The 25,199-nt window shown below is 28.9% G+C and carries 22 protein-coding genes and 2 rRNA genes; 19 read left to right on the top strand and 5 right to left on the bottom strand.

From position 1 onward, the window contains the following. The first annotated feature begins 78 nt into the window (after positions 1 to 78). The 18 genes from RRG59_RS00595 to rplQ all read left to right on the top strand — a co-directional run bounded on the left by RRG59_RS00595 (position 79) and on the right by rplQ (position 18,288). On the top strand, positions 79 to 1,956 hold the full coding sequence (locus RRG59_RS00595) for an ABC transporter permease (RefSeq protein WP_322902428.1): 1,878 nt from the start codon (positions 79 to 81) through the stop codon (positions 1,954 to 1,956). After that, positions 1,956 to 2,663 carry an ABC transporter ATP-binding protein gene (locus tag RRG59_RS00590; protein WP_322902426.1) on the top strand — a complete coding sequence of 236 codons (708 nt, stop codon included), beginning with the start codon at positions 1,956 to 1,958 and terminating at the stop codon, positions 2,661 to 2,663. Before RRG59_RS00595 ends, RRG59_RS00590 begins: the two co-directional genes overlap by 1 nt. Beyond that, positions 2,641 to 4,125 (top strand): hypothetical protein, encoded by a 1,485-nt coding sequence (locus RRG59_RS00585; protein ID WP_322902424.1) that lies wholly within the window; start codon positions 2,641 to 2,643, stop codon positions 4,123 to 4,125. Before RRG59_RS00590 ends, RRG59_RS00585 begins: the two co-directional genes overlap by 23 nt. Next, positions 4,115 to 5,101 carry an aromatic motif membrane protein gene (locus tag RRG59_RS00580; RefSeq protein WP_322902422.1) on the top strand — a complete coding sequence of 329 codons (987 nt, stop codon included), beginning with the start codon at positions 4,115 to 4,117 and terminating at the stop codon, positions 5,099 to 5,101. Before RRG59_RS00585 ends, RRG59_RS00580 begins: the two co-directional genes overlap by 11 nt. Next, positions 5,101 to 6,030: an aromatic motif membrane protein gene (locus tag RRG59_RS00575; RefSeq protein ID WP_260622210.1), complete on the top strand. Its 930-nt coding sequence runs from the start codon at positions 5,101 to 5,103 to the stop codon at positions 6,028 to 6,030. The genes RRG59_RS00580 and RRG59_RS00575 overlap by 1 nt, the downstream gene beginning before the upstream one ends. A gap of 73 nt (positions 6,031 to 6,103) precedes the next feature. Further along, positions 6,104 to 7,075 (top strand): recombinase RecA, encoded by a 972-nt coding sequence (recA, locus tag RRG59_RS00570; protein ID WP_322900560.1) that lies wholly within the window; start codon positions 6,104 to 6,106, stop codon positions 7,073 to 7,075. Between the two features lie 47 nt (positions 7,076 to 7,122). After that, on the top strand, positions 7,123 to 7,944 hold the full coding sequence (locus RRG59_RS00565; RefSeq protein ID WP_322902420.1) for a TIGR00282 family metallophosphoesterase: 822 nt from the start codon (positions 7,123 to 7,125) through the stop codon (positions 7,942 to 7,944). 101 nt (positions 7,945 to 8,045) lie between these two features. Next, positions 8,046 to 9,555 (top strand): 16S ribosomal RNA (locus RRG59_RS00560). Positions 9,556 to 9,846: 291 nt separating this feature from the next. Then, a 23S ribosomal RNA gene (locus tag RRG59_RS00555) occupies positions 9,847 to 12,733 on the top strand. Together the 16S and 23S rRNA genes form the textbook arrangement of a ribosomal RNA operon. Positions 12,734 to 12,887: 154 nt before the next feature. Continuing rightward, complete coding sequence (gene secY, locus RRG59_RS00550; RefSeq protein ID WP_161553418.1) at positions 12,888 to 14,306, top strand: preprotein translocase subunit SecY; 1,419 nt, start codon at positions 12,888 to 12,890, stop codon at positions 14,304 to 14,306. Then, positions 14,300 to 14,941: an adenylate kinase family protein gene (locus tag RRG59_RS00545; RefSeq protein ID WP_322902418.1), complete on the top strand. Its 642-nt coding sequence runs from the start codon at positions 14,300 to 14,302 to the stop codon at positions 14,939 to 14,941. Before secY ends, RRG59_RS00545 begins: the two co-directional genes overlap by 7 nt. Positions 14,942 to 15,014: 73 nt before the next feature. Beyond that, on the top strand, positions 15,015 to 15,761 hold the full coding sequence (gene map / locus RRG59_RS00540; RefSeq protein WP_322902416.1) for a type I methionyl aminopeptidase: 747 nt from the start codon (positions 15,015 to 15,017) through the stop codon (positions 15,759 to 15,761). A gap of 1 nt (position 15,762) precedes the next feature. Beyond that, a complete protein-coding gene (gene infA, locus RRG59_RS00535; RefSeq protein WP_036431170.1) occupies positions 15,763 to 15,981 on the top strand; it encodes a translation initiation factor IF-1 in 219 nt (72 codons plus the stop codon). Positions 15,982 to 15,993: 12 nt separating this feature from the next. Then, complete coding sequence (gene rpmJ, locus RRG59_RS00530; protein WP_036431167.1) at positions 15,994 to 16,107, top strand: 50S ribosomal protein L36; 114 nt, start codon at positions 15,994 to 15,996, stop codon at positions 16,105 to 16,107. Between the two features lie 13 nt (positions 16,108 to 16,120). Further along, a complete protein-coding gene (rpsM, locus tag RRG59_RS00525; protein ID WP_036431164.1) occupies positions 16,121 to 16,489 on the top strand; it encodes a 30S ribosomal protein S13 in 369 nt (122 codons plus the stop codon). A gap of 2 nt (positions 16,490 to 16,491) precedes the next feature. Next, positions 16,492 to 16,881: a 30S ribosomal protein S11 gene (rpsK, locus tag RRG59_RS00520; RefSeq protein WP_036431161.1), complete on the top strand. Its 390-nt coding sequence runs from the start codon at positions 16,492 to 16,494 to the stop codon at positions 16,879 to 16,881. A gap of 32 nt (positions 16,882 to 16,913) precedes the next feature. Next, positions 16,914 to 17,924: a DNA-directed RNA polymerase subunit alpha gene (locus tag RRG59_RS00515; RefSeq protein WP_036431158.1), complete on the top strand. Its 1,011-nt coding sequence runs from the start codon at positions 16,914 to 16,916 to the stop codon at positions 17,922 to 17,924. A 1-nt stretch (position 17,925) separates the two neighbouring features. Next, positions 17,926 to 18,288 (top strand): 50S ribosomal protein L17, encoded by a 363-nt coding sequence (gene rplQ / locus RRG59_RS00510; RefSeq protein WP_322902414.1) that lies wholly within the window; start codon positions 17,926 to 17,928, stop codon positions 18,286 to 18,288. Positions 18,289 to 18,731: 443 nt separating this feature from the next. On the opposite strand, the gene RRG59_RS00505 is transcribed toward rplQ, so the two are convergent. From RRG59_RS00505 to RRG59_RS00485, 5 genes are all read right to left on the bottom strand, one after another. Continuing rightward, positions 18,732 to 20,396 (bottom strand): IS1634 family transposase, encoded by a 1,665-nt coding sequence (locus RRG59_RS00505; protein ID WP_322901920.1) that lies wholly within the window; start codon positions 20,394 to 20,396, stop codon positions 18,732 to 18,734. 85 nt (positions 20,397 to 20,481) lie between these two features. Further along, the gene (locus RRG59_RS00500) at positions 20,482 to 20,754 is read right to left on the bottom strand and encodes a hypothetical protein (RefSeq protein WP_322902412.1); all 273 of its coding nucleotides are present in this window, start codon (positions 20,752 to 20,754) and stop codon (positions 20,482 to 20,484) included. A 93-nt stretch (positions 20,755 to 20,847) separates the two neighbouring features. Next, positions 20,848 to 21,702, bottom strand: a complete 855-nt coding sequence (locus RRG59_RS00495; protein ID WP_322902410.1) for an ATP-binding protein — start codon at positions 21,700 to 21,702, stop codon at positions 20,848 to 20,850. A gap of 429 nt (positions 21,703 to 22,131) precedes the next feature. Next, positions 22,132 to 22,311: a hypothetical protein gene (locus tag RRG59_RS00490; RefSeq protein ID WP_322902408.1), complete on the bottom strand. Its 180-nt coding sequence runs from the start codon at positions 22,309 to 22,311 to the stop codon at positions 22,132 to 22,134. 183 nt (positions 22,312 to 22,494) lie between these two features. Beyond that, on the bottom strand, positions 22,495 to 23,688 hold the full coding sequence (locus RRG59_RS00485; protein ID WP_322902406.1) for a restriction endonuclease subunit S: 1,194 nt from the start codon (positions 23,686 to 23,688) through the stop codon (positions 22,495 to 22,497). Between the two features lie 157 nt (positions 23,689 to 23,845). Here RRG59_RS00485 and ffh point away from each other — a divergent pair, with 157 nt between their 5' ends. Next, complete coding sequence (ffh, locus tag RRG59_RS00480; protein ID WP_322902404.1) at positions 23,846 to 25,192, top strand: signal recognition particle protein; 1,347 nt, start codon at positions 23,846 to 23,848, stop codon at positions 25,190 to 25,192. Positions 25,193 to 25,199 lie beyond the last annotated feature (7 nt).

Genomic DNA, 25,199 nt, shown 5'->3' with positions numbered 1-25,199 from the left:
ATTTACTTTTTAAAAATCTATTCCATTGTATAATCTTATTATATTACTATTTGGTAATATATTACATAGAAAGGTTTTATGAATTCACTTAGACATTATGTATTTTTTATACATAAATTAATTTTAAAAAAGCAAAACACAATAATAATTCCAATGATTATATTATTGAGTTCATTTATATTTTTTGGTGTTTTTAGTTTCATAGAAATTAATAACAACCAAAAATTACTATTTATTTATATATTAGTTTTTATAGAACTATTAATCACTATTTTTTTTGCTGCTTTAAAATCCATTAATGTTTATAAAGATTTAGAAGAAGAGGGAATAGAATTATTGACATTATCTAAACCTATTTCTAGAAAAAGTATAATTTGAGGAAGAACTATATCTAACTTATTATTTGCTTTTTATTGAACTTTAATCATATTAATTAGTAATACAATAATTATTTGAAGTCTTAACATTCTAAATACTCATTGAAATTTAATTTTGATTACTATTGGTGTATTTTATTTATCATATATATTATTTGGTTATTTAAGTTCATTGATAGCATACAAGACAAATACTAAAATAGCTATAACATTACCTATTTTATTATTTAGTCCTCTTGCGATAGGTGGTACAGTTATTTCAGGAAAGAGCACATCTACTGCTAACAATTTTGCATATTATTTAAATATTCCATATGAAAATCACTCCACAGGAAAAAGATTGAATGCTGAACAGTTTTATTTAAATAATCAAAATGATTCATATTATATTATTCCTAATGGATATCAAAATGATAATTTTAGAAACGACCAAAAGAAGTTTTTAAATCTAGCATATTCAAATTCAAAAAACTCTGCCAAAGAATGACAAATTTACTCTTATTTAGTAACACCATATCAAATGTTAGATATTTTTAATGTAAATAACACAAATATATTTGACACTTTTAGTTCTAATAACACTACGAATTTAAGTAATTATTTATTTTATAATCAACTAGATTCGTTTAGTTATAATTATGACTTATTATCAAAATCAAATCTAAAACAATACAATGTAATTGATAAAAGCCAAAGCACTGAATCTACAAACGCAACAGAAACACAACCTGCAATAGATGCAGTTATTGTTAATAAAAAAGCATACTTAGTTCCCGGTGCCTTAAAAAACAAATCAATTAAGGAAAATTTAATTAATACAAACATTATCTATGCAAGAGAAAATGCAGATTCATTTAATGTAGAGTTCCCAGAGGATAATAATTCATTTACAACAACTGATAACTTAGTTGGTGAAATAAAATGACCATATTTATTAGATTTATTAGAAAACTTAACTTTCCAAGATTATGCATTGAAGTTTTTTGATGATATTAATAAAAACATTAAAGATTTCTCACAAGAAGAAACAAAAATTTACTTTATTGAAAATTTAACTAATGCAATAAATTCTGATTCATCACACTTATTGCAAATAAATGATGTTAGTTCAATAGTTTTAAATCCAGCATCAATAAAAAACAAGAATATTAAAAACTTAACAGAAAAAAAAGTTTATCTAGCTATTGGTTTATTATATTTTGCATATTTTACATATAATGATTCTAAGTTACTAGATGCTATCTTATTTAATGAAAACACACAAAATTATGAACCTGAACAATTTTTATTAAAAATTGACAACTATAATTACAAATTAGGTGGTTATTCTTCATTTACACCAAAACAAATCATCCAAGAAGAAGAAATAAATGGTTCTAAACAAGCAAAGATAGTTATCAGATATGATCTAAGCAAATCGGATAACTATTTATTCCAACCTCTAGAAGAAATTTATGAAATTTCTAGAAGTAATATAAAAGTAGTAGAAAAAAATATTTATTTTGGCATTTGAGGAATATTGGGAATTTTACTTCTTGTATGAAATAACAAACTATACTATCGTAAGGACTATAAATAATGGAAAATATTTTACAGGTTAAGAATTTGACAAAAATTTATAAATCAAGAAAAGAAAAAGCAGGTATTTTTGATTTAACCTTTAATGTTCCTAAAGGTTCTTTCCATGCTTTTATAGGAGAAAACGGAGCAGGTAAAACAACAACAATTAAAACTATTATTGGTTCTTATATAAATTATAGTGGTCAGATAGTTCTCAATGGAATAAATATCCAAAAACCCCAAAGCAGACAAAAATTAGGTTATGTACCAGAAAACACAATTTTTCCAAAAGAGATGAATACTTTTGAATACTTAAAGTTTTTAGGAATGTTCACAGGTCTTAATAAAAACCAAGTTAATAAAAAAATAGATGAATTATTAAGTAAATTTGAAATAACTGATTTAAAATATAAAAAACCTTTTGAATTTTCATCAGGCCAAAAGAAAAAAGTTTTACTTATTCAAGCTTTATTAAATGATCCAGAAATAATAGTTCTAGATGAACCAGCAGCAAACTTAGATCCAACTGCTAGATATCAATTATTTTCAATATTACAAGAATTAAACCAAAATGGTACTACTATATTTATAAGTTCACATATATTAAGTGAAATAGATAAATTTGTCGATTCTTTTACATTAATTCATAAAGGAAAAATCGTTTATTCAGGAGTTAAAACAAAAAGTTTAGAGGATGTTTTTTATGAAAAAATTATTCAAAACTAGTATTTGATTTGCTTGTTTTGCATCAATAACAACCGGAATAATATGAATAGGTGAACTATCAAAAAGATACCAAAGAAAACAAGAATTTACAAACCCTCCAAAACTAAATCATAATTATGCAGATTTTTTAAATAAAATAACAAAAAATGAAAGTCAGGGTGATCTAATATTAAATAGATATATTTTTAAAGAAAACACTATAGAAAAAGTTGATTTTCTTAATAAGCAATCTCAAATTAGTGATACTACTTTTTCAGAAATTAATTCATCTTTAACATTTGCTCCTTTATTTGTGTATGTTTCTGATAGTAATAGAAATGAGATTTTAGGAAAATACGCATTAAGAGGGTCTAAAAAAATAAAAGATATATTAGAAAATAATTGATATTGATATTTAAATAACATACATAAATTTACATTTCAACTAAACCCATTTAACTGAAGATTTAATGATACTTTAATAATAAATGAAGAAACAAAGGAAAGTATTAAAGATGTATTTTTAAAACAATTATCTTTAGAAAATGAAAATCAAGAAATAAAAGATAATTCTAATTTATTATTTCAATTAAAAGAACTAAATATCCAGAAATTTCATGAAATAGATTTCTTAGAAATTCTTCCAGAAGAATACAGAGATATTGCTCAAGATCAAAATAAATATAAAGAAGGAAAAATATTATTTTGAGAAGATAAAACCGGTGTTTTATTAATTTCTTATTTATTTAATATTGAGCACAATAATACAACTGAAACAAAACTATTTATTTTGCCGGAAATGTTAGTTCCAACAAACAAAACCTCTGATAATGTAAATAATTTAATTTCAAAAATAAAAGAATATTACATAGAGGTTTTTAACAAAGAAAATGAAACGGCAATTTCTAGTGTAGTAGAGAATTTTAAAGAAAATGCAGATACTCTTTTACAAGACGAAAGTATAAAAAACAATAAGTATTTTAATGAAAATGAAATTAATAAATATTTAGCTAAATTAAATGAAATAAGTCAAATAGAAGAAGAAAAAGATGATATTTTATTTGAAATAGGTGAAATATTTGATTCTATTCCACCTAGTGAAAAAACAAATAGAAGAGTATTTTCAAGATTTCGTTTTATAAAATCAGGGTTAGAAAAGTTTGTTAAGGATTTATTATCTAATGATCAGAATTATGAAGAAGATAGTTTTGAAGGAAAATTAATAAGCGCTTGAAGATTATATGAAAATATTGATTCTAAAGATGAACAAATAAATCAAATCAACCAAAATATAGAAATACCCGCATATATAAAATTTAAAGCGAGACAGAGAATTTATCAAAAACATAATGATGAAGTATTTATGACTTTGTTTAATAATGAAAATTATTCTGAAGTCTTATATAACTCGGTTTTAAAATTTAATAAATCATTTGAAAATAAATTAAACAGATTCACATTGGGAGCAGCAAATGAAATTTAAAAAAACATTAAGTAGCATACTTCTATTTAGTCCTTTTGTTGCTTTGTCATGTGCCAATTATTCACATGAAAATGTAAGAAGCCTAAGTAAAATAATTTCAAACCAAGATGAAATTTTAGGTACCACTGAAGAAAAACAAAGAAAAAACACAACAAGAATATTAGAAAATTTATTAAATGATTTATTTAAATTTAATCCAATAAGAATACAAAAGTTTAAAGAAGAACAAGAACAAAATAAAACTTTAATTAAAGAGGAGTTTAAAAAGGTAGCTACAGAATTTAAGAATTTAGTAGATCAAGACAAATTAAATAAACTAATTCAAGAAATTAGAGATATTGAAGAAGAATTAAGATCACTTCGTTTTGATCCGAAAAAAAACTCTGAAGAAATCAAAGAAAATCAGGATAGATTAAAAGAAATTCTTTTAGAATTACAACCAATACGTCAAAAACAATTAGAATATATTCAAAAACAAAATGAATTCTATTCAAAAAATTGATACTATTTTCTAACTAATTTAAATGAATTTGAATTTCAAACAATAGAATATGTTTATGATGGTTTGCAAAATGGAAAAACAGCAAGTTCAGAATATAAAAATATAATTGATGAAAAAGCACCATATAAAAACTTTGAATTTAAAGATTCATTTTTAGAATCAATGCAACAAGGTGACGAGAGTAAAGAATTTAGAGGCGGAGTTATTTATTATATTCGTAAAGATAAATTAATAATTAGAATTATCATAAGTCAAACAGATACAGAAAACCCATTGATTTCAATAAAAGCAATGAATTGATATTTCGGTAATTCTAAAGCAAATGTTTTATCATTACAAGTTATTTCTTCTGTAATACATGCACTGTTTATTCATCAATGACCAAACTCAAATAATGAATTCGAAAATATAATGGTCAAAAAACAAAAATATGGTGAACCAGCATTTGTTTTTGGTTATTATAAAGGAGAATAATGAAAAATAAATTAATTAAATTAATAGCAACTTTTTCACTTTTCTCATTTTTAATTCCTCTTTCAATATCTTGTACACAAGAAACAAAGAACGAAATTAAATATAGTAAAACTATAGAAGTAAATGCTAATGAAGAAAAATGAAACTCTTTTGTAAATCAAAAACATATTCAATATATATTAAATAAGTTATATAGCAATGAACAAGAAATTAATGATTATATTAATTCACAAAAAGAAATTAATGTTAATGAGTATTTAAAAAATTTAAAGACATGATTTAGATATGCAAATAATATTATTAGACCTCATGATAGAGGAAGATTTGATTTTCAAACATTTAAAACATTAAGAAATTTTACAACCCAAAAAGGTGATGAGGCAATCTCGAAATTATTAACCGAAAATTGACTATTTTATTTATTTAATATAGATAAATTCAAGTTTATACAATATCCAGACATACAAACTGATGAATTTGCAATTCAAGACAACCAAGATGAAGTAGAATCAAAGCAAAAAATCTTTAGTGACTTTTATTCACCTGAATCAAATTTGATTCTAGATTATGTTATTCAAGAAAGGGTTAATAAAGAAGTTGATGAAGATGAAGAAAATTATAAAAAAATAGAAGAAAGAATTTACTTTTTAACAAATGAAGGTTATATCTTTAGATTAGATTTAGAAGTAAAAATAAATAAAGATAAAAAAACTATAATAAAAAATGAAGTCTTTCAATACATAAATACTTATCCAAAATTATTAATATCAGAAAACAAACTAAATAATTTTAGTTTAAATGAATATATTCGTTCTACTCAAGACTGACCAAGCGCAAATTTAACTTACTCTGGTGCAACAAAATCGAATTTTGATGAATTAAACGGTGGAAGAAATATTAGATATACATTAATAGATGCTAATAATTAAAAGTGGTTATCCACTTTTTTTGTTTATTTTTAGTAAGTGACACAGTTTTTTTTATTATAATTGCGGAGGAATAATGCAAAACAAAAAAGATATTATAAGTAGTGCAATAAACCAAATAGAAAAAAAATTTGGTAAAGAATCAGTTATGTTATTAGGAGAAGTGCCGGATTTAGCAATAGAAACATTTCATTCAGGTAGTCACACATTAGATAAGTTACTTGGTGGTGGTTATCCTAAAGGAAGAATTATAGAAATTTACGGACCTGAAAGTTGTGGTAAAACAACACTATCTTTACATGCAATTGCTGAAGTACAAAAAAACGGAGGTGTAGCAGCATTCATAGATGCTGAACACTCAATAGACCCTTTATTTGCTTCTAAAATAGGGGTTGATATCAATAATTTAATCTTATCTCAGCCCGATAGTGGTGAACAAGCTCTAGAAATAGTGGATATATTAGCAAAGACTGGTTCATTAGATTTAATTGTTGTAGATAGTGTAGCAGCACTGGTTCCTGAAGCAGAATTAAATGGGGAGATGACAGATCAACAAATAGGTGCTCAAGCACGTTTGATGTCAAAGGCTTTAAGAAAAATAACAGGAAACTTGAATAAAAATAAAACTACAATTATTTTTATTAATCAAATTAGAGAAAAAGTTGGAGTAATCTTTGGTAATCCAGAAACAACCCCGGGAGGAAGGGCGCTGAAATTTTATTCAAGTATAAGAATAGAAGTAAGAAAAGGTCAACAAATAGTTGAAGACAAAGAAATAATAGGATCAGAAGTTAAATTTAAAGTAGTTAAAAACAAAATTTCAACTCCTTATAAAACGGGAACAAGTGAATTTTATTTTAATAAGGGATTAGATAAACTTGGTGAAATAATAGATTTAGCAACAGAAAAAGAGATTCTTGATAAACGCGGTGCATGATATAGCTATAATGGCGATAACATAGCACAAGGAAAAACTAAACTAAGAGAATATTTATTAACAAACCAAGAAATTTATAATAAAATTTATGAACAAGTAATGGAAAAATAGCTTTTGCTATTTTTTTATATTATAATAATCATAATTAAGGAAATATTATGGAATTAAAAATCTTATTTATAGGTGATATTTTTGGTTTACCAGGAATAGTTACTATAGAAAAACATCTCCAACGAATTGTAAAAAAACATAATATAGATTTTGTAATAGCGCAAGGAGAGAATATAACAGGTCGAAAAGGTCTTAACGAACTAGATTATATTAGATTAACAAAAGCAGGTATAAATTGTTTTACAATGGGTAATCACGTTTGAGCAAATGAGGATATTTATAATTTTATTCATAATTCAAATGTAATCAGACCGCTTAATATAATGAGTATTTATCCAGGTGTAGGTTCAAAGATATTTGAAATAAAGAATTTTAGACTCAGAGTAAGTAGTTTATTAGGTCAAACTTTTAATGAATTACTTGAACCTTGAAAACAAACAACGGCCGGTTCATTTATTGATGCATTTGATGAAATTAATGAAAATAAAAATCATGATTTTCACTTAATTGATTTCCATGCAGAAACAACAAGTGAAAAATATGCTTTTGCTTTGTATGTAGATGGCCAAGTAGATGCTTTTTGTGGAACACATACCCATGTTCAAACAAACGATGCTCATATATTACCTAACGGAACTGCTTATATTACTGATGTTGGTATGACCGGACCAATAGATTCTGCAATAGGTGTAGAAACATCAGTTATAATAAATAGATTAATAAATCCAAATAAAAAAACAAAATTCTATATCAGCAATAACAATACCCAACTTAATGCTGTTGTCATAACACTAAAAAAAAATGGATTAGAAAACAAAAGACATAAGATAGAAAAGATAAACTTAACAAATTTAGAAATTTATAAATAATTTAAAAAAATATTTTGAAAAAAATTTTTAGTGTTATAATATTCAAGCAAACAAAAAAAGTTCTTTGAAAACTAGATATATACAAAAACATGACAGTCAATTTTTTCGAGAGTTTGATCCTGGCTCAGGATGAACGCTGGCTGTGTGCCTAATACATGCATGTCGAGCGGAGTTCTTTTAGGACTTAGCGGCGAATGGGTGAGTAACACGTACTTAACGTACCTTTTAGTTTGGAATAACGGTGAGAAATTATCGCTAATGCCGGATACTTTTTTATTTCACATGAGATTTAAATAAAAGGAACTTCAAAGTTTCACTAAAAGATCGGGGTGCGGAACATTAGCTAGTTGGTAGGGTAAAGGCCTACCAAGGCGATGATGTTTAGCGGGGTTGAGAGACTGATCCGCCACACTGGGACTGAGATACGGCCCAGACTCCTACGGGAGGCAGCAGTAGGGAATTTTCCACAATGGGCGAAAGCCTGATGGAGCGACACAGCGTGCAGGATGAAGGCCTTCGGGTTGTAAACTGCTGTTATAAGGGAAGAAAAAATATTATAAGAAAAGATAATATCTTGACGGTACCTTGTCAGAAAGCAACGGCTAACTATGTGCCAGCAGCCGCGGTAATACATAGGTTGCAAGCGTTATCCGGAATTATTGGGCGTAAAGCGTCTGTAGGTTGTGTGTTAAGTCTGGCGTCAAAACTTGGGGCTCAACCCCAAATCGCGTTGGATACTGGCATGCTAGAATTGTATAGAGGTTAGCGGAATTCCTAGTGAAGCGGTGAAATGCGTAGATATTAGGAAGAACACCAACATGGCGAAGGCAGCTAACTGGGTACATATTGACACTGAGAGACGAAAGCGTGGGGAGCAAACAGGATTAGATACCCTGGTAGTCCACGCTGTAAACGATGATGATTAGCTGATAGAGAATCTATCGGCACAGCTAACGCATTAAATCATCCGCCTGAGTAGTATGCTCGCAAGAGTGAAACTTAAAGGAATTGACGGGGATCCGCACAAGCGGTGGAGCATGTGGTTTAATTTGAAGATACGCGTAGAACCTTACCCACTCTTGACATCTTCTGCAAAGCTATAGAGATATAGTGGAGGTCAACAGAATGACAGATGGTGCATGGTTGTCGTCAGCTCGTGTCGTGAGATGTTCGGTTAAGTCCTGCAACGAGCGCAACCCTTGTCCTTAGTTAAATATTCTAGGGAGACTGCCCGAGTAATTGGGAGGAAGGTGGGGACGACGTCAAATCATCATGCCTCTTACGAGTGGGGCAACACACGTGCTACAATGGATGGTACAAAGAGAAGCAATACGGCGACGTTGAGCAAATCTCAAAAAACCATTCTCAGTTCGGATTGTAGTCTGCAACTCGACTACATGAAGTCGGAATCGCTAGTAATCGTAGATCAGCTACGCTACGGTGAATACGTTCTCGGGTCTTGTACACACCGCCCGTCACACCATGGGAGCTGGTAATGCCCGAAGTCGGTTTTGTTAACTACGGAGACAACTGCCTAAGGCAGGGCCGGTGACTGGGGTGAAGTCGTAACAAGGTATCCCTACGAGAACGTGGGGATGGATTACCTCCTTTCTACGGAGTACAAGTTACAATTCATTTTAGTAACATTACACTTTATATGACTATTTAAATTTAATAAATGTTATGTGCTTTTGATAATAGTCCAAAAGATATATCTAGTTTTGAGAGAACTTTCTCTCATTTGTTCTTTGAAAACTGAATAGTAAAGATAAATTAATATAACAACGACATCAATAAATAAATTAGTCAATTTGTTTTGTGATACCGAGTTAATTATTATATTAATATAATAATTTATTAAAATGTCTTTGAATACATCAACAATAGGTAAATATTGATAACTTTTAAATAAGTAAGAGTGAGTTGTGGATGCCTTGGGTCTGGAAGTCGATGAAGGACGTGATTACCTGCGATAAGCCTCGTGGAGCTGGATATAAGCTACGAAACGGGGATTTCCGAATGGGGAAACCTAGTTAGAGTAATTTCTAACTGCATTGGAATGAATATATAGTTCTAATTAGCGAGACACGTTGTGAACTGAAACATCTTAGTAGCAACAGGAAAAGAAAATAAATAATGATTCCATCAGTAGCGGCGAGCGAAATTGGAAGAGCCCAAACCAACTTAGTTGGGGTTGTAGGACTATCTACATAAAGTTACAAATTTTTATTATAGCAGAATAAGTTGGAAAACTGAAGCACAGAAGGTGAAACTCCTGTATGTGAAATAATAAGAACTTTTGATAGTATCCTGAGTAGGGCGGGGCACGTGAAACCCTGTCTGAATCTGCCGGGACCATCCGGTAAGGCTAAATACTAACCAGACACCGATAGTGAACTAGTACCGTGAGGGAAAGGTGAAAAGAACCCCGGGAGGGGAGTGAAATAGAATCTGAAACAACTTACTTACAATTAGTCAGAGGCCGTTAATGGCTAATGGCGTACATCTTGCAGTATGGACCGGCGAGTTATGTTAACATGCAAGGTTAAGCAGAGAAAAGCGGAGCCGCAGAGAAATCGAGTCTTAATAGGGCGTTTAGTATGTTGACATATACCCGAAACCATGTGATCTATTCATGAGCAGGTTGAAGTTTGGGTAACACCAAATGGAGGACCGAACCGTAGTACGCTGAAAAGTGCCCGGATGACTTGTGAATAGTGGAGAAATTCCAATCGAACTTGGAGATAGCTGGTTCTCCTCGAAATAGCTTTAGGGCTAGCGTGTGATGTTAAACTTTGGTGGTAGAGCACTGAATATGGAATGGCCGCGCCTAGCGGTACTGACTATAATCAAACTCCGAATACCATCGTGTATTGTCATGCAGTCGGAACCGGGGTGCTAACGTCCCGGCTCGCGAGGGCAACAACCCAGATCGTCGACTAAGGTCCCAAAATCGTGTTAAGTCAGAAAGGTTGTGAGATTTCATAAACAACTAGGAGGTTGGCTTAGAAGCAGCCACCCTTTAAAGAGTGCGTAATAGCTCACTAGTCAAGAGATCTTGCGCCAATAATTTAACGGGAGTAAAACACGATACCGAAGTCACGGGTACGAAAGTACGTTAGAGGAGCGTTCTTAATGCATTGAAGCTAGACTGTGAAGACTGGTGGAGCGTTAAGAAGTGAGAATGCCGGTATGAGTAACGATTTGTGGTGAGAATCCACAACGCCTATTGGGAAAGGTTTCCTGGGGAAGGTTCGTCCACCCAGGGTTAGTCAGGACCTAAGGGGAGGCTGAAAAGCGTACCTGATGGATAACAGGTTAATATTCCTGTACCACTTATATATGTCATGGAGTGACGGAGAAGGATAGCATAGCCCATTAATGGATTTGGGTGTAAATAACAACTGGAAAACATAGTTAAATGCGTGTTTTATAACCGGGAGTTATGATGCAAAGGTTTAACAGCTGAATTATGTGAATTCATACTTCCAAGAAAAGCTTCTAAACATTTAAAATATATATGTGCCTGTACCGAGAACGGACACACGTTCCCAAGATGAGTATTCTAAGGCGAGCGAGAAAACCAATGTTAAGGAACTCTGCAAATTAACCCCGTAAGTTCGCGAGAAGGGGTGCCAACTTTTTGAGTTGGCCACAGTAAATTGTGAGGGGCAACTGTTTATCAAAAACACAGCTCTCTGCTAAACCGCAAGGTGATGTATAGGGGGTGAAGCCTGCCCAGTGCCCGAAGGTTAAGTGGATGCGTTAGCTTATGCGAAGCGTTGAAATGAAGCCCGGGTGAACGGCGGCCGTAACTATAACGGTCCTAAGGTAGCGAAATTCCTTGTCGGCTAAATACTGACCTGCACGAAAGGCGCAATGATCTCTCAACTGTCTCAACATTGGACTCGGTGAAATTATGGTCCCAGTGAAAACGCTGGGTTCCCGCATCAAGACGAAAAGACCCCATGGAGCTTTACTACAACTTCGTATTGGAACTTGGCCTAACATGTGTAGGATAGGTGGGAGACTATGATACTAAGACGCTAGTTTTAGAGGAGTCAACCTTGAAATACCACCCTTGGTATGTTGAGTTTCTAACCTGCCACCGTTATCCGGTGGGGAGACAGTGCGTGGTGGGTAGTTTGACTGGGGCGGTCGCCTCCTAAAAGGTAACGGAGGCGTTCAAAGGTACACTCAATACGGTCAGAAACCGTATGTAGAGCGCAAAGGTAGAAGTGTGCTTAACTGCGAGACCTACAAGTCGAGCAGGTGCGAAAGCAGGACTTAGTGATCCGGCTGTACGTCATGGAACGGCAGTCGCTCAACGGATAAAAGTTACCCTGGGGATAACAGGCTTATCTTGCCCAAGAGATCACATCGACGGCAAGGTTTGGCACCTCGATGTCGGCTCATCGCATCCTGGAGCTGGAGTCGGTTCCAAGGGTTTGGCTGTTCGCCAATTAAAGCGGTACGCGAGCTGGGTTCAGAACGTCGTGAGACAGTTCGGTCCCTATCTGATGTGGGCGTTGGAATATTGATGAGAGCTGCTCTTAGTACGAGAGGACCGGAGTGGACGTACCGCTGGTGTTCCAGTTGTTCTGCCAAGAGCATAGCTGGGTAGCTAAGTACGGAAGGGATAACCGCTGAAAGCATCTAAGTGGGAAGCCTCCTCAGAGATAAGTATTCCCTTGAAATTCCTTGTAGACTACGAGGTTGATAGGATGGAAGTGTAAGTGTAGTAATACATTCAGCTGACCATTACTAATAAATTGATAGGTTTAAAAGTTAAAATGTATTCAGACATTTTAATGAATTATTAATTACTATTCAGTTTTGAAAGAACAAAGCCCTAATGGGCATTTTTTTATTTTATTTAATGTATATTAATGATTTACAAAAAAGCGAAAATTTAATATAATTAAAATATTATTAAAGAGGAGATTAAATTGCTTATTTTTTCACGTTTTTGATATAAATTATCACACAAATGAAGGAGTTTTTGAGAAACAAAAACTTTATTAAAAAAGATTATTTATACACTGTTCCTATTAACAATTTTTATTTTAGGAACAACTATTACAGCACCCTTCATAAGCATTGCTAACCCTAATCAATTATCAGAAAATTCATTCTTAAATACATTGAATTTAATAGGGGGAGGTGGTTTAAGACAATTTTCATTTTTTGCTTTAGGTATAAGTCCTTTTATAAATGCATCATTAATTATGATGGTTCTACAATCCAAAATCTTCCCACCGATTCATAAACTAAGTCAAAGTGGACCTCAAGGAAGAATAAAGATAAATATAATTACTAGATTTGTGACTTTAATTATTGCTTTTCCTCAAGCTATAATGCTAACTAGAACCTTATCAACTGGAGATTCAATATTTATAAGAGTTGTAGGAACTAGTTATTTTAGCGAAAGCACATTAATTTACTTTATTATTCCTTTAATATTAGTTGCAGCATCTTTATTAGCATTATTTATCTCAGAACAAATAACTAATAAAGGAGTTGGAAATGGTACTAGTTTAATAATATTTGCAGGTATAGCAAATAGATTACCTTTCCAATTTCAATCAGCATTATCTTATTATATAGGTGATTATAACGATAATACCTTACTTAAAGGTGTGGTCAGTTTTTTTAGTTATGTAATTATATATGTATTTATTATTTTTATTATTGCAATAGTTTATATAGCTGAAAGACATATTCCTATTCAACAAGTAGGAGAAGGAAGATCTAAAAACCGTAAAGAAATGGGTAAATTACCTATTAAAGCAAACCCTGGCGGAATAATGCCTATAATTTTTGCGATGATGGTATTATCTTTCCCTTCTATGATCGCTAACATATTACCTAATACAAGTCCATCAAAACAATGAATTAATACTAATTTACAATTTACACAACCAATAGGTTTTAGTATATTAATAATAATTATATTCGTCTTTTCTTTATTGATGGGAATTCAGCAATCTAAAGTAGATAAAATAGCTGAAGATTTTACAAAAAATACAACATTTATTCCTGGTATAAGACCAGGTGAAGAAACACAAGATTATTTAATAGCAGTAGTTTTTAGATTAAGTGTTTTTTCATCAATGTTTTTATTGGTGCTAGGAAGTATGCAATTTATCGAAATAATGGCAAATATTCTCCCTCAAACGATAGCGTTCGGTGGTACTGGTATGATGATTTTAGTTTCTACATCATTAGAAACTATTGACCAATTAAGAGCAAGAAATAAAACAAATAAATTATCAAAAGCAAAAAGACTAACAGTTCAAAATGTTGAAAATCTTGAGAATTATCTAGATGTTTCAAAAGATAGCGAAGGTTTATTATGATAAAACAAAACTTAATTTTTATGGGACAACCCGGTGTTGGAAAAGGAACAGTTGCTTCATTAATAGCAAAAAATTCTGAATTAGTTCATTTATCAACAGGAAGTATTTTTAGAAGCGAAATATCTAACAAAACTGAGCTAGGAAAAAAAGTAGAATTTTATGTTAATTCAGGTGGTTATGTACCTGATGAAATAACTAATGAAATAGTAAAACAAGCTATCTTAAAGTTAAAAAAAGAAAATAAATATTTTATTTTAGATGGTTTTCCAAGAACAATTGCACAAGCAGAGTTTTTAAAAAATATCCCAGATTTAAATTTTAAAGTCATTGAATTAACTGTACCTGAATCTATTATCTTAGAAAGATTAAGCGGAAGAAGGGTTTGTCCAAAATGTGGAACAGGTTATCACGTTAAATTTAAACCACCAATAAAAGAAGGTGTTTGTGATATAGATAACCAACAATTGTTAATAAGGAATGATGATAAACCAGAGAAAATAATTAACAGATTATCAATTTATAACGAACAAACCAAACCACTTCTAAATTATTATAAAAATAATAATAATTTAGTTGAAATTACAGCAATTGAAGAACCAGAAAATGTAGCAAAAAAAGTTATTGAAATACTTAAATAAAATGGTAAAATTATGATACTTTTTATAAAAGTATCATTTTTATTACTTTTTTAGAAAATGATGGAGGTTATTTATGATACAAATTCTTAATAAAGAAGAAATAAAAAAAATAACCAAAAGTTGTTCAATCTTGGCAGAAGTAAAACAAATTGTTTGAGACTTTATAAGACCAGGGGTTTCTTTAAAAGATATTGATCAATTAGCTTTTAAAGAAATTGTAAAAAGAAATGCAAAACCTGCTTTTTTAGGATTGTATGGATTTCCTGCAACAAGTTGCATTTCAGTTAATGAAGAATTGATCCATGGTATCCCTTCTGATTATATTGTCCAAGACGGAGACTTAATTAGTGTTGATTTAGGTTGTATATGAGAAGGGTATAACAGTGATAGTGCTTTTACAAAACCAGTTGGTAATGTTTCTCAAGAAGATTTAAAACTAATAAATGTAGCAAAAGAAGCATTCAATGAAGGTTTAAAATCAATTAAAAAAGGCGCTAGAGTAGGTGATATCAGTTATGCAATAGGAGAATACATAAAAAAACATAATTTATTCACTCCTAATGAATTCTGTGGTCATGGAATAGGTAAGAAACTACATCAAGATCCTGATGTTCATAATACAGGTAAAAAAGGAACAGGTCCATTACTAAAAGATGGTATGGTAATTTGTATTGAACCAATGATTACTCAAACCCCTTATATCAAACAAAAAAATGATGGATGAACAATAGTTAGTTCTGATAATACAAGAACGGCTCATTATGAACATACTGTTTTAATACAAGATGGGAAAGGTATAGTTCTTACGAAAGGAATATAATTTGGCAAAAGATGCAATAAAATTTAAAGCAATCGTTAAAGAAGCTCATACTACTGATTTATATACAGTTGAACTTGAAGATAACGGTGCATTAATTAAAGCTCATATTTCTGGAAAAATGAGAGTAAATCATATTCGTATTTTACCAGGTGATACAGTTGATGTAGAAATGAGTCCTTATGATTTAACTCAAGGACGAATAGTATATCGTCACAAATAAAAAGGAGAACTAATGAAAGTTAGAGCGAGTGTAAAGCGTATTTGTAAAGATTGTAAAATTATCAAACGTCAAGGTGTAAATCGTGTAATTTGTATAAATCCAAAACACAAACAAAGACAAGGTTAAAAAGGAGAAATAAATGGCTAGAATTTTAAACGTTGAAATTCCTAATGATAAACGTGTTGTTATTTCATTAACATACATTTATGGAATTGGTAAAACATTAGCACAACAAATTTGTCAAAAGGCAAAAGTAAGTGAAGATGCTCGTGTTAAAAATTTAAGTGAAGAAGAATTATCAAGAATTCGTGAAGCAGCAAAAGAATATACAACAGAAGGAGATTTACGTAGAGAAGTTACTTTAAACATTAAACGTTTAATGGAAATTAAATGTTACCGTGGAATTAGACACCGTAAAGGATTGCCAGTTCGTGGTCAATCAACTCAAAAGAATGCTCGTACACGTAAAGGTCCAAGAAAAACAGTTGCTGGAAAGAAAGGTAAATAATAATGGCACGTAAAACAAAGAAAAAAAATATTGTTAGCGGAATTGCACATATTCACTCTTCAAATCAAAATACAATTGTTACATTTACTGATGAAAATGGTAATGTTATAGCTTGATCTTCAGCAGGAGCAATTGGGTACAAAGGTACAAAGAAAAAAACTCCATATGCAGCAGGTTTAGCAGCTCAAGCAGCAGCAGAAGCAGCAAAAGAACATGGTATTAAAAGTGTTAAAGTTGAATTAAAAGGACTAGGTGCAGGTAAAGATGCAGCTAGAAAACAAATAGAAGTTGCTGGAATTACAGTAACTGAAGTTAAAGATGTAACACCAGTTCCACACAACGGAACTAGACCACCAAAACGTATTTTAAAACGTGAACGTGCTAAAAAATAATTTAAGACCAAAATATTTTCAAGGAGATTTATATGGAAAAAATGCAACCATTATCTTATAGAGAAAAACCAGTTTTTAAACAACAAAATGACTTCGAAACAGTATTTACCTTACAAGGACTTGAAAGAGGGATGGCTAATACAATTGGTGTTGCTTTAAGAAGAGTTTTATTATCAAGAATTACATCTCTTGCACCATTTTGTGTAAGAATAGAAGGAATAGAACACGAATTCGGAACTATTAAAGATGTAGTAGAAGATGTTCCTAAATTAATTATGAATTTACGTCAAGTTAAGTTCACATATAATTCAAACTTAGTAGCAGATGATGAAATAGTTAAAGTAACTTTACATTCAAATGAAGAAAATATCATAACAGCTGGTAAGTTAGAAATTTCTAATCCTTCAGTAAAAGTAGTTGATACTTCAGTGCATATAGCAGAAGTTTCAAATCCTAATGCATTAAAACTTGAAATGTTTTTAAGAGTTGGACGCGGATTTATGTCATTTGAAGAAAATAAAATTTATATTAGCAACCCACAAGTCAAATCACAACTAGAAAGCAACATCAAAAAAGGTGAATTTATAGCAGTAGACTCAGAATTTTCACCAATTAATAAAGTATTTTATAATGTAAGAGAATTAAACTCATCTTCACCTAAAATAGAAGAAGAATTAGAATTTACAGTTATTACTCACGGAACTGTGTCAGCAAAAGAAGCTATAAAAAATGCTTCTGAGATCTTGATTGGTCACTTTGGAGTAATAGGTGATGTTGATAAAATGGAAAATGTAAGTATTTTCGAAGAACCAAAAGTTGAAAAAGAAGAAAAACCTGAAGATGATTTAGATGTTGTCAATTTAGGTCTTAGTGTTCGTTCATTAAATGCATTAAGAAAAGCAAGTATCAAGAAGGTAAGTCAATTAACCTCTATGAGAAAAGAAGATCTTGAAAACATTAAAAACTTAGGTAAAAAGTCTGTAGATGAAATAATTAAAAAAATTGAAGAATTTGGTTATAAATTAAAAGAGGGAGAAGAATAATATGGCAAACCCAACACAAATTTATTCACGTGATACAAAATGAAGAAATGGTGTTATGCGTTCATTAGTGAGTGAATTATTAGCTCATGGACACATTAAAACAACTTTAACAAGAGCAAAAGAAGTTAGAAGACACGCTGAGAGAATGATTCAAAAAGCTAAAAACCCAACATTAGCAAATAGACGTGCTGTAGCAAGTTATGTACGTGATATTCAAGTTAATGAAAAACAAAATGTATTAAAATATTTATTTGACACAATTGCACCAAAATACACAGAAAGAAATGGTGGTTATACAAGAATTATTAAACTACCAAAACGTTTAGGTGATAATACAAGAATGGCTATTATCGAATTAGTTTAATTTTACATACAATGAGCTTTAAGGTTTTATAATAAAACAACTAGTAAAAAACTAGTTGTTTTTTATTTTTTATACAAACATTTTTTTAATAACGGGAAGTGTAGTTAAATCTGTGCCCCGTTTAACTAGGTAATTATTGCATAACTGATTCATCAAGTAAAAATTGTATTAGTCCTACATAATATATTCCATTATCATCATGATATGGAATAATATTATCTTTTAAAACAACAATCTTCTTAAATGAATCGTTAATTTTTCTTAGTGATAAAGTCTCTTGTTCCCTTTTTTGTTCGGATTCAATATTAAAAGCAGACTGAATATAAAATTTTTTGTGTCCTAAATTAACAACAAAATCTATGTCCAGTTGAACTTTTCCTGAGTTTCTGAGTTAATTAAGATAAAAAGACGAATAACCCTATGAAATAGGGAAATTCGTCTTTTTATATATCTAATTTACTATGTATAAAATCTGTGAATTTTTTAATTAATACATAATTCTGAAAATCTTTTTTGTTATTTTCATTTGTTTCAAATAATGTCTCTATTATTTTGTTATCAACCTTTTTAACTATTTTGTTAGCTGTTAATATAGCTTTAATAAAGTTATCAGTTGTTATTTTAAAATCAATAAGTCCTGCATCTTTTTTAAATGACTCATTCAATAAGTGAATTATTGTCTTAATTATTACTAAAGATAAATAACACAAGATAAAGTGACCTTTAATATGAGAATTGGTTCATACATATACAGGTCTTACTTTTAACGCTGTTTTTAATGTTCTAAAATTTTCTTCAATTCTTCATTGGTTTTGGTAAATTTGAACTACTTCTTGTGGTGTTAAATCAGTTCTATTTGTTTCATATACATAAATACCATCGAACTTTTTATCTTCTAAGACTTTTTCACAATTTAGTTCAAAATCACTACGACCTATTTGTTTAAAAAACTTATATTTTTTTGAAGCAAACATTTGTTCACCTCTAACAATTCCGTCTTTATTTTGTCTTTTCTCAAAATTATTTATGAGTATTTTACGATCTTCTCTATCTTTAATTGCTCTTGATTTTGAATAAGTAATAATTCTTCTTCTAGTTTTCCCGTTAAATCTTTTGTTGTTTCATAATGACTTATATTCAATTTCTTTATATCTAAATTCAGAATTACCAACATAACCGTTTTGATCTAAAATATAGTTCTTAAATTCAGCGCTTCCTGACTTTGCTCTATATGAAATAATAAAATTTATACCTAAATCTTCTAAAAAACGAATATTTCTATTTGTGGACATACCTTTATCAGAAATAATGGTTATGTTATTAATTTGATAAGTTTGTTTTAAGTCTAAAATAAAAGGGATAAAAGTATTTGGATCTGCTGTATTTCCTTTGAATAATTTCATATGAATTGGTATTCCATTAATATCAGTTGCCATACCCAAAACAACTTGGTCTTCTTTAAATTTTCCGTCTTTTGAATAACCAGGAAATCTCAATCCATCTCTTTGAAAAGTTTCAAAATAAACAGTTGACGAATCAAAGAAAACAAGTTCAATTTCTCTGTTAGTAATTTTACTTAATTTATTGTTTAAGTTCTTTAAAATACCTTTTTCATTTTCTACTAATACATCTAAAAGAGAATAAAATGCATCTTTTTGTGATTTTATTGTATTAATAAAGTTATCTTTAATTTCAAAATTTCTAATGATACTATTTGAATTAATTATTCTAGAAGCAATGCAATATTCTAAAATTGATTTTAAATCCTTATGCTTGGTTTTTGATATCGATTCAAAGATTTGTAGTTTGTCTATAAATTTATAAATAACTTCTATTCCATAGTTAATTGAATTAACTGTAATTTTTTGATTTTGAATAGAATTTAGTAATTCTTGTTTAACGAAATCTTTTTCCATATCTTCTGTAAGTTCTTTTGCTTTTGTTTTTAAAATAGAAATAACATCAGGATTAATTTGTTCTAATTGTTCTAACCAACCCAAACCAATTTGTTTCTTAGTACCAGCACCATAACCACCAGAAATTCCAGCAAAAATATATATTCCTTTTGCTCTTTTGCTTTTTCCAATTATGTAATTATTCACTTTCATATAATAATTATACATTGTAATCATAGTATTCAAAACAAAAAATAAAAATTTCTATATATGTATACATATATAGATTCTAAAAAAATTAAAAATTTGGTCTTCAACTCAGAAACTCAGGAATCTTCTTAAATGAATCGTTAATTTTTCTTAGTGATAAAGTCTCTTGTTCCCTTTTTTGTTCGGATTCAATATTAAAAGCAGACTGAATATAAAATTTTTTGTGTCCTAAATTAACAACAAAATCTATGTCCAGTTGAACTTTTTTACGTTTATTATCTATATTAGACTGTATTTCAACCACACCAACATCTACATTGTAATCTCTTGCTAATAATTCATTATAAATAATATTTTCCATTAAATGTGTATATTCAATTTGTCTAAAATTTAACCTAGCATTTCTTAAACCAACATCACTAAAATAATATTTTACAGGTGTAGAAAAATACCTTTAACCCTTTACATCGTATCTATCAGCTTTGCTGATTAAATATGATTCTTGAAAACAATCTAAATACTTCAAAATTGTTTTAGAAGCTAAGTTAATCTTTTTTTCAGATAAAAACCTGTTTGATAATTTATTTGAATTAGTTAAGGAACCAATATTTGAAGATACAAAATCTAATAAAATTTCAATAATTTCTTTATTGTTTTTTAGTTTATTTCTTTCTAAAATATCACTAATATAAGTATGATCAAACAAGTCTTTTAAGTATAAATTCTTATCTTTAAAATTACTTAAAGAATAAATATAAGACATTCCATCATATACTAAATAGTGTTCTAATGCAGTATTATTATTTTCAAACAATCCATTTATTTCTTTGAAACTAAACGGATTGACATGTATTCTATCTCCACACCCCCTAAATTGTGTTAAAACTTGTGAAGATAACATTTTTGAGTTGCTTCCTGTTATGTATATATCAAGATTTTTGATTTTCATTAATGCTAACAAAGTATCAACAAATGTTATTTGATCACCATTTTCAACATATGGTTTTTTTATTCCAGAACACATTTGTATTTCATCAATAAAAGCATAATATTGCTGATTATTTTCTATTTTACTTTTGATAAAGTTATTTAACTTAATAGGATTTCTTAATTCAATATTTTCAATATCTTCTAATGAAATTGTAATAATTTGTTTAGTGTTAATATTTTGAGAAATTAAATATTCCTTAAATAAATTAAATAATAAATATGACTTTCCGCATCTTCTTATACCGGTTAAAATTTTAATTTTATTATTATGCATTTTACTAATTAATTTGTTTAAATAAAAATCACGATTAACATTCATTTTTCTCCTAAGTAAAATTTAAGTGTATTTACACCTTTTTTTAACTTAAACTTTTCTAATAAGTTATATTTTATGTTTTTATATATAATTGAGAAAGAAAGGAACTCACTTATTACAAAGACTGTAAATCTTTTTTGCTATTTTTTTATTATTCATTTGATTATTTTAAAATGTTTGTAAACAGTTCTAAATAAATTTCTTTCTTGAAATTTCTCTTTTGCTTTTATGTAGACAAAATTCTTTAAATCTTTACTATTTTGTAAAATAACCTCAACTTTGTCACTTTTTATAATTACCTTAGTTTCTCACTTTTATTTAAAAATACGTTTAGACTAAAAATATCTAAGCGTATTTTTAAATAAAAGTAAAAAATCAGAAAATGTTATGATCTTATAATAAAATAAGAGGTATAAATAATATTTATTTAAATTATAAAAAATATAAAATTGTTATAACATAATTTGATGATGCTATTTCTTTTATCAATAAATATAAATCTAATTTATTGATAAAAGATAAACAACATTTTATTTTGAAATTAAAATCAAATGATTTTGAAGAAAAATTCAATTGGATTTTAGAATCATAGATTGAAATAATGAACAACATTTAACTTTTTTATATCATTTACTTTGTTCGACATTATTGGATACTTTTTCTTTTTTATTTGAAAATAAAATAGAAAAGATGATTTTGTATATGTGGATAAAAATGACACTTTTGATATTAAATATCATAAATTGAAATAATTCAAATAATACAGATATATTTTATTTTATAAGCTTATATAAATTATACAAACATTTTTTGTAATAATGCTTCTTTTATTTGTTTGAGTTTGTTGAGTTTGGATTGGTAAAGATTGATGAGTATATCAATCTTACTAAAGAAGTCTCCGATTTTTTGTTGTTCATATATGTTTTTACTTAAAAACAACTCTATTTTCTTAAGATTAAAAATTGCTACTGTTGGTATAGTTCCTACTGTTATTTTTTCTGCAACCTTACTTTGAAAATTTTCTGATTTAAGTAGATAATAAATAAATTCAAGATTAAACTTCTTTTTTATTATCATTCCAACTATACCTTGTTTAGTTGATAAATCTACCTTATTTATAGACACATTCCCTATTGTTGCTCCATTACTAAAAAGAATATTATTTTTGGGTATTATTCAAGCAGATGAATTCTTCAGTCCTAATTCACTTATTTTTGCTTTTGTATTGTATATATATTTATTCGCCATATCTTCTATTTTTGTGAAATAAAATAACCCAGGTTTGTAATAAATATCTTTATTTGTATCAGGTGTACCACCTTCGCTAGCAAATGAATATATGTTTTCTAATTTCTTTTCTTCTCACTCTTCATTAAATCCTTTAAATCTTATTCTAGGAACTTTTGAATTAGCTTCTGGGAACATCTTTTGTAAGAGAGTTTCTTTGAGTTGCTTAAGTTTGTTGAGTTTAGATTGTTCGATGCTGATTAGATTATCAATATTTTCTATAAGAATAGATATTTTTTCTTGCTCAAGTTTATTTTTAGAAAAATTGATTAAGACATCATTAAGAACATTTATCATTAATTTAGGATTTCCAGCTTTTATCACATGTTTTTTTACTTTAACATTTATTTCATGTGCAAAAAATGAACTTGGTTTTATGCTTGTTTTTTGGAGCATAACACCACAAACATTTGTAGCATAAAATAAACCATCTCTGTATAAAACTGTTCCAGCATTTGCTCCATCTGTTGTTCAGGTTATACTATTTTTAAATAAAAAATTATTATAAAAGCCCAAAAGACCGTTATTTAATGTTTGAGAAGAAAATACTGGATAAATATATTTACCCATCTTTTTACTTCTAATTTTGCGTTGAGATAAAACCTCGCCTCTTGTTAATTCAAAAACTTCTCCTATGTTACCTTGCTCTCAGTTTTCACCAAACCCTTTGAATCTAACAGATGGAACTAAAACTTTTTTCATAATTACCTTTATTTATTTAATTATAACATTATAACTAATCAAGTAAGATATAACAAATGTATAAATAAAACCCTTTAATTTAACATTTTATAAAATAAATATACATTTAAATCAGTATTATTAAATAATAAAATAATATGTATTGTATAATTAAATTATGTTAGATTTTTTAGAAAAAAGAATGCAAAAAACTATAGAAAAAATTTCAAAAAAAATTACTTTAAATGAAGCAGATATTTTAGAAATAATGCGTGACATTAAACTTGCTTTATTAGAAGCAGACGTTAATTTACAAGTAGTTAAGGAATTTATTTCAAAAGTAAAAGAAAAAGCATTAGAAGAAAAAATAGTAGGTAAATTAAACCCCTCTCAACACTTTATTAAAATTTTACACAATGAATTAGTATCCATTTTAGGTTCTAAAACACAAGAATTAAATATAGATAAAAAACCATATATTATCTTAATGACAGGTTTACAAGGTTCAGGAAAAACAACTGCTACAGCAAAACTTGCTTATTACTTCAAAAAGAAAAAGATGATACAAAAACCACTAGTAGTTGCAGCAGATATATATAGACCAGCTGCTGTTGAACAATTAGTTACATTAGCTAAAGGTATTCAGATAGATTATTATGAACAAGGTGTAAATTCACCAGTAAATGATATTATTAATAATGCCCTAATTAAAGCAAAAGAAAATAATAATGATTTAATAATTATAGATACAGCAGGTAGATTATCAATTGATGAAACTTTAATGAATGAATTAAAAGAAGTAAAGAAAATTTCAAAACCAGATGAAATACTTTTTGTTGCAGATTCATTAAGTGGTCAAGATATAATTAATGTTGTAAAAACATTTAACGAGAATTTAAAATTAACCGGAACAATTATAACTAAATTAGATTCTGATGCTCGCGGTGGTGCTGCTCTGAGTTTAAGATATATATTAAATATACCTATAAGATTTATAGGTACTGGTGAAAAAGTAAGTAATTTAGATTTATTCCATCCTGAAAGAATGGCAGACCGTATTTTAGGTATGGGTGATGTTATGTCTTTAATAGAAAAAGCACAGGATGTTATAGATGAAGACAAAGCAACTAAAATGGTTCACAAAATGTTTTCTGGTGATTTTACATTAGATGACTTATTAGAACAAATCAAACAAGTAAAGAACTTAGGTAAATTTTCAAAAATATTAAAAATGCTGCCAGGTAATTTATCTTCAAAAATTAGTGAAGATCAAATAGATAAAGCTGAAGAAAAAATGTATGTCTTTCAAATCTTGATGTCTTCAATGACAAAAAGAGAAAGAATGAATCCTAAATTACTAAAACAAGCATCACGTAAGGAAAGAATTTTAAAAGGAAGTGGAAGAACTGCTCAAGAATACAACAAATTAATATCTGATTATGAATCTATGGTTAAAAGAATGTCAGAAATGTCAAAAAACTTTAAATCAGGTGGCTTCGGAGGATTTGGTAATTTCGGATTTTAAAATATCA

The sequence above is a fragment of the Mycoplasmopsis felis genome (assembly GCF_034647055.2).
GTDB lineage: Bacteria > Bacillota_I > Bacilli_A > Mycoplasmatales > Metamycoplasmataceae > Mycoplasmopsis > Mycoplasmopsis felis.
This window is presented reverse-complemented; position numbering and strand designations above follow the sequence as displayed.